Annotated in this window: 7 protein-coding genes; 6 read left to right on the forward strand and 1 reads right to left on the reverse strand. The window is 62.6% G+C overall.

The genetic code is table 11. From position 1 onward, the window contains the following. Nucleotides 1-5: 5 nt before the first annotated feature. The 4 genes from AQ12_RS21145 to AQ12_RS21160 are packed head-to-tail and all read left to right on the forward strand — an operon-like array spanning nucleotide 6 to nucleotide 3,172. The gene (locus AQ12_RS21145; RefSeq protein WP_048441962.1) at nucleotides 6-632 is read left to right on the forward strand and encodes an FMN-binding negative transcriptional regulator; all 627 of its coding nucleotides are present in this window, start codon (nucleotides 6-8) and stop codon (nucleotides 630-632) included. A gap of 1 nt (nucleotide 633) precedes the next feature. Beyond that, complete coding sequence (locus AQ12_RS21150) at nucleotides 634-867, forward strand: periplasmic heavy metal sensor (RefSeq protein ID WP_048441963.1); 234 nt, start codon at nucleotides 634-636, stop codon at nucleotides 865-867. A 5-nt stretch (nucleotides 868-872) separates the two neighbouring features. After that, nucleotides 873-2,261, forward strand: coding sequence for a tRNA adenosine(34) deaminase TadA (gene tadA, locus AQ12_RS21155; RefSeq protein ID WP_048441964.1), 1,389 nt, complete (start codon nucleotides 873-875; stop codon nucleotides 2,259-2,261). Then, entirely contained in the window at nucleotides 2,258-3,172 is a 915-nt protein-coding gene (locus AQ12_RS21160) for an LD-carboxypeptidase (protein ID WP_048441965.1), read from the forward strand. Before tadA ends, AQ12_RS21160 begins: the two co-directional genes overlap by 4 nt. Before the next feature lie 22 nt (nucleotides 3,173-3,194). Here AQ12_RS21160 and AQ12_RS21165 read toward each other — a convergent pair whose 3' ends face one another. Further along, nucleotides 3,195-3,539, reverse strand: a complete 345-nt coding sequence (locus AQ12_RS21165; protein WP_048441966.1) for a hypothetical protein — start codon at nucleotides 3,537-3,539, stop codon at nucleotides 3,195-3,197. A gap of 256 nt (nucleotides 3,540-3,795) precedes the next feature. On the opposite strand from AQ12_RS21165, the gene AQ12_RS22325 reads away from it, so the two are divergent. Together AQ12_RS22325 and AQ12_RS21175 are read left to right on the forward strand one after the other, a co-directional pair. Beyond that, complete coding sequence (locus AQ12_RS22325; RefSeq protein WP_053076841.1) at nucleotides 3,796-4,980, forward strand: glycosyltransferase family 4 protein; 1,185 nt, start codon at nucleotides 3,796-3,798, stop codon at nucleotides 4,978-4,980. A gap of 93 nt (nucleotides 4,981-5,073) precedes the next feature. After that, nucleotides 5,074-6,539: Ig-like domain-containing protein (locus AQ12_RS21175; protein ID WP_193388015.1), on the forward strand; the 1,466-nt coding region annotated here is incomplete at its 3' end.

A 6,539-nucleotide genomic window follows, 5' to 3' on the forward strand; every position in this document is an offset into this window, starting at 1 on the left:
GCCGCATGTACCTGCCGCCGCACTTCAAATCGACCGACCCGGCCGTCGCGGCCACGCTGATGCGTGAGAACGCATTCGCAAGCCTGATCTCCAACGACGACGACGGGTTTCCGTTCGTCACGCACCTGCCGCTGCACCTGTCGGTTGAGGGCGGGCAGGGCGATCAGTTCGTTCTCTGGGGTCACTGCGCCAAACCCAACCCGCACTGGCGATACCTGCAGGACAGGCCCGAGGCGCTCGCGGTTTTCATCGGGCCGGATGCCTACCAGTCACCGAAGATTTATGCAGACAAGGCGCGCGTCCCCAGCTGGAATTACGTGGCCGTGCATTGCAAGGTGCAGGCGCGCCTCATCGAAGACAACGCGGCCAAGGACGCTTTGCTCAAGAAGCTGATCGGCGACCATGAACCCACCTACGCGCAGCAGTGGCGGGACCTCGGCGAAGACTTCGCCAACAAGATGCTGCCGGGTATCGTGGGCTTCGAGCTGCGCGTGCTGCAGTGGCAATGCAAACTGAAAATCAACCAGCACCGGCCCGAGTCACGTGAGGCGCTGCACAGCGGCTACCTGGCCGGCGGCGATGACGAGCGCGCGCTTGCCGGCTGGATGGACCGACTCAAACCAGGAGCTTGATATGCGCGTCGTCTTTGGTGTCTTGAGCCTGCTGGTGGTGGTGGCCATCGTGGGAATCCTTGCGAAAAAGCAGCTGGGCGCCATGTCCGGTCCACCCGCCGGCTCGGCGGCATCCGCCCCGGCAGGCACAGTCGTTGCGCCAACGGGCACGCCGCAGCAACAGGTCCAGCAAGTGCAAAAGCAGGTGCAGGACGCGATGCAGCAGGCGCGGCCCATGCCTGACGAGACGAAGTAGTTCATATGACCGCCGCGTCACGGACAGACGATGACTTCATGCGGCTGGCGCTCGCGCAGGCCGACGCCGCGAGAGCTTCCGGAGAAGTACCGGTAGGCGCAGTGCTCGTTCGAAATGGCGAGGTGATCGCCACCGGACGCAACGCGCCCATCGCGGACCACGACCCCACCGCACACGCCGAAATCAACGCCTTGCGCGCCGCAGCCAAGGCGCTCGGCAACTACCGCCTGGACGGTTGCACGCTTTATGTGACGCTCGAACCCTGCGCGATGTGCGCTGGTGCGATGCTGCATTCGCGGCTCGCGCGGGTCGTTTATGGCGCAGCCGATCCCAAGACCGGCGCGGCCGGATCGGTCGTCGATCTTTTTGCGCAAGAGCAACTCAATCACCACACGGCGGTGCAGGGCGGCGTGCTCCAGCACGATTGCTCGTTGGCGCTCGCCGATTTCTTTCGCGAGCGCCGCGAGAACAGTCGCGCCGCCGCGCAGCCCGTCCGCGACGATGCGCTGCGCACGCCTGAAAGCCGTTTCGACGCGTTGCCCGGTTACCCCTGGGAGCCTCGCTATGTCGCAGACCTTCCCTCGCTCGCCGGCCTGCGCATGCACTACCTCGATGAAGGTCCGGCAGACGCTCGCCGCACCTGGCTATGCCTGCACGGCAATCCGGCCTGGAGCTATCTGTACCGCAAGATGATCCCGGTGTTGCTGGAGGCGGGCGATCGCGTCGTTGCGCCTGACCTCATCGGATTCGGCAAGAGCGATAAGCCAAAGAAGGACTCCGCGCACACGTTCAGCTGGCATCGTCAGGTCCTGCTCGAATTCATCGAGCGGCTTGATCTGAAAAACATCGTGCTGGCAGTCCAGGACTGGGGCGGCATCCTGGGCCTGACGCTGCCGATGGAAGGCCCGCAGCGCTACCTCGGCCTGCTCGTCATGAACACAACTTTTGCAACCGGTGACACGCCGCTCAGTCCCGGGTTTCTGGCGTGGCGAACCATGTGCGCGAAGACGCCGGAGTTCGACGTGGCGCGTCTCTTTGGGCGAGGCAATCCGCAGATGACCGAGGCTGAACTCGCCGCCTACAACGCGCCATTTCCCGACCGCGGACATCGTGCGGCACTGCGTGCGTTCCCGCCCATGGTGCCCGAGCACAGGGATGCCGACGGCGCAGCCGTGTCGCGCCAGGCTCGCGACTTTTTTGCGAAAGAGTGGCAAGGTCAATCCATGATGGCGATCGGCGCTGCCGACCCCGTGCTCGGCGTTCCCGTCATGCAAACGCTGCGCGAATCGATACGCGGATGTCCCGACCCGATGGTGATCGCGAACGCCGGTCACTTCGTCCAGGAGCATGGCGAGCCCATCGCTCGCGCGGCAGTGGGATACTTCCACCGGTGAAAAAACATATCTACATCTTTTCGCCTTCCAGCGCGATTCGCGACAAGGCCGTGGTCAGGCGCGGCGTCCAGCGCCTGAAGGCCCTGGGCCATGAAGTCGAACTCGACGAGGCCGTCTTCGCAACCCATATGCGTTTTGCCGGTGACGACGAGACGCGGCTTGCAGCCATTCATCGTGCAGCCGCCAGCGGCGCTGACGTGGCGCTCATCACCCGAGGCGGCTACGGCCTGACAAGGCTCTTGCCCGGCATCCGGTACAAGACGGTAGCCAAGGCGATCGACAAGGGTATGAAGTTCGTGGGGCTCAGCGACTTCACGGCATTTCAATGTGCGGTGATGGCAAAGACCGGCAGCGTCACCTGGGCAGGCCCCGCGCTCGGTGAAGACTTCGGCATCGAAGGCGAGCCCGACGACATCATGCAAGCGTGCTTCGAAGACCTCGTCAGCGGACAAGGCGAGGGCGCAGGCTGGCAACTGCCGGCGTCAGAAGCACAAGACAAGCCGCTGCACATCAAGGGCCAACTGTGGGGCGGCAATCTCGCCATCATCACGTCGCTCGCGGGCACCGAGTGGTTGCCCAGGGTCAAGGGTGGAATCCTGTTTCTGGAAGACGTGCACGAGCACCCATACCGCGTGGAACGCATGCTGACGCAGCTGCTCTACGCCGGCGTGCTCAAGGACCAGAAGGCGATCATCCTGGGTCATTTCACCAACTACAAGCCGGTGCCGCACGACAAGGGCTACAGGCTCAAAACCGTTGTCGACTGGTTGCGCACGCAGGTGAAAGCGCCGGTGTTCACCAACCTGCCGTTCGGTCATGTCCCGACCAAGGTCGCGCTACCGGTGGGTGCGAAAGTGAATCTGGAAGTAGAGGGCAGGGACGCATTCGTGCTGTGGGGACACAGTCACTGATCCCGTCTGGGGTGGAGCAGGTTCAGCCCACCAGCGGGCTGGGGCGGGAAGCCAGGCCGCCTGGCAAGAGCCCCTGGAACTGCGCCGTCAGCGAGGCCACACGCTCGCGAGCCACTCTTTCACCATGGATGGACGCCAGCGCGGCCATCAGGTCGCCGCGCAGGTACCACAGCGCCTGGATGTCGTTTGCGTAACGGATGCGCCGGGTGATCTGCGGAAAGTCCTTGGACCCCTGATCGCCCAGCGCCGCGAGCATCGACTCGCGGATGTCCTCGGTCCCGTTTTCAAGAATGGACTCCGAAGGCTTGACCGGATTACCCAACAATCCGTAGATGCTGCTTCTGAGATTCGGTTTTAGCCAACGCATATGTTTTGCTCACCACGCCACGAGGAAGCGGCGGTGGTGCCAAGGTATGCCCCGCATGTGAAAAGAGCAAGTCAGACGCGTGATCTAGTTAACGCAAAACCACAGTCAAATCAAAAGCTTGGTAACGAATTGCGGAGAGTTAATTCTTTAGGCCACGCAGCCTGCCAGTCGGGAACATACCGATTTCGCCCATCCGTATCCGACCTACGCTACGACGCGTGTTTCATCAATCCTTGCTGAGAGATTTTCTTCAACCATGAGCAAGGCCGGTCCCAGCATCCTGTACGCATCGCCGATGTGCAGTCTCGACATGACCAGCGGTGCTGCAATCTCGATGCACGCGTTGCTCGCCTCGCTTGCGACCCGGGGTTATCGGGCGGTGGCGCTGGAGGCTCAGCTTTTCGATTGCGAGGAAGGCGGCGAACGGGTTGCCCAGGCCACACGGGACGCCGATCTCCAGACGCACGAGGTGCTGCACACCACCGTGCACGGTGTGGAGCATTTCATGGTGCGCACCCGGTCAAGCCGGCGACTGGAAATGACTTCTCGCGAAGAGGAATTATTTCTCCAGCGTTTGCGCCATGAGCTGCTGCGAAATCGGCCCGACATGGTCATCCTGTCTGGCGACCTGATGCTCGAGGGCGTGGTCATGCACGAGGCGCGCTTGCTGAAAATCCCGGTTGTGTTCTACCTGGCCCACGGTGGCTACGAGCGCCGCGAGACGTTTCGCGATGTCTCGGTGGTGGTCACAGACACGCAGGCCACAGCCGACCTGTACAAAAAACGGCTAGGCCTCGATTGCAAGCCGGTGGGCAAGTTCATCGATGCGGCGCGCTTCAAGGCACCGCAGCGCAGGCCTGAATTCATCACCTTCATCAATCCGGAATTTGAAAAGGGCGTGCATGTTTTCATGGCGCTTGCGCTGCTGGCCTCGCGTGAGGCACCTGAGCTCAAGTTTCTCGTGGTGCAAAGCCGTGGACGCTGGGAAGCAGCGCTTGCCGTGCTTGCGCATTCACCAGCCGATTTTCCGAACGTCAAAGTCATTGGTCACCAGCTGGACATGAGACCGGTTTACGCCGTCACCCAGGTCTTGCTGGTGCCCTCGGTCTGGCACGAGAGCGGTGGACGTGTCGTCGTTGAAGCGCTGGTCAACGGTATTCCTGTACTGGCCAGTCGCTGCGGTGGGCCGCCCGAGCTGGCGGGCGAAGCGGGTGTGATCTTCGACCTGCCGGGGGATGTGACGACACAGCGTAACGAGCGGGCGCCCGAAGCGGTCGTGCGCCCGTGGCTTGAAGAGCTCAGGCGAATTTTCGGCGATTCGGCCTACTACGAAGAACTGGTCTCCAGGGCGAACCGCCAGGCTCTGAAACATGATGTCCGGCACAGTACCGACCGGTTTTTGGCGGCCGTGATGCCGACTGCCGACCTTCCAGCGGCCTAGGTTCACGCCCCGTCTCAGTCCTTGGTACTCGGCCCAATGGCCGATGTGGCGAACTGTTGCGAGGCGTACCTTTGCTGACATGTTGGGCGCGCCATGAAAAAACACCTCTCACCTGTTCCGGGCGTGCGCCTGGCCCTGGAGCCACGCATTGTCTTTGACGCTGCCATGGCGGCACTCGCCCCGAACGTGGCGGGATTCGCGAGCCTTCTGGATCTCTCGGGTCCGCAGACGATGGAGGTGGTCGAAGACGCGCAACTCAGTTTCACCGGCGCGAACGCGATCAGCGTCGACTATGGCCAGGGGCACAACTTCGACGCCCAGAACCTGTTCTCGATCGCGGTCTCGAATGGACAGTTCAGCAACACCCAGGGGTCATTGGGCAACTCGGTAGAGCTGACCGGTGTCACGCAGGCCGCAGTTGCCGACTTTCTCTCCGATCTGAAGTACACGCCGGATGCGGACTTCAACGGGACAGCGACCCTCACCGTCAACGCCCAGGTCGCCAGCGGCGGGGCGTTCTACAGCAAAGTGGTAGAGATTGTTGTGGCCGCAGATGCCGACATCGTGGATGACACGCTGACGACGGTGAAAAATGTCCCTGTCACCGGCGACCTGTTGGGCGGTTTCGCCGGCGGCAGCGCCGACAACTTTGAAGGCTCGCCCAGCATCACTGCCGTCAGCCAGGGCGCGCACGGCAGCGTCACGATCGAGCAGAACGGCCGCGTCACCTATAACCCGGACCCGGGCTACGCAGGCCCCGACTCCTTCACCTACACGGTCACCTCAGGCGGCGTCACCGAAACCGGGCATGTGAGCGTGACCGTGTATGCAGAGCCGATTGACGGTCCCTCTGGCATCAGCACGAATGAAGACGTCGGGTTTGCTTTCACAGGCGCGAACGCCATCAGCGTCGACTACGGACAGGGACACAACTTTGAAGCTGGCAACCTGTTCTCCATCGCAGTCTCCCATGGGGAGTTCGCCAACACCGAGGGTTCATTGGGGAACTCGGTAGCGCTGACCGGTGTCTCGCAGGCCGCAGTTGCCGACTTTCTCTCCGATCTGAAGTACACGCCCGATGCGGACTTCAACGGCACGGCGACACTCACCATCAACGCCGAGGTCGCCAGCGGCGGGGCTCACTACACCAAAGTGATGGACATTCTTGTCGCGCCGGTCGCCGACATCGTGGCCGACAAGCTCACGACGTTCAAAGGCACGACGGTGACGGCCAACCTGCTCACTGGCACCCACAAGGCCAGTGCAGACAACTTCGAAGGCGCGCCCGTCATCACATCCGTGAGCCAGGGATCGCACGGCAAGGTCACGATCGGTGCGAACGGGGAGGTGAGCTACAAGCCCACTGGCGAATACACAGGCCCTGATTCGTTCACCTACACGGTCACGTCTGGCGGCGTGACGGAAACCGCCTCGGTCTCCGTGACGGTGAAGCAGGGCAACGTCCCGACACAGATCGGCGGTGCAATCAGTGGCACAGGCACCGAAGACGCCGCGCAGCCCGTCACCGGCACGCTGGTGGTCACCGATGCCAACGGGCT

It is taken from the genome of Caenimonas sp. SL110, from assembly GCF_001044395.1.
Taxonomy (GTDB): Bacteria; Pseudomonadota; Gammaproteobacteria; order Burkholderiales; family Burkholderiaceae_C; genus Ramlibacter.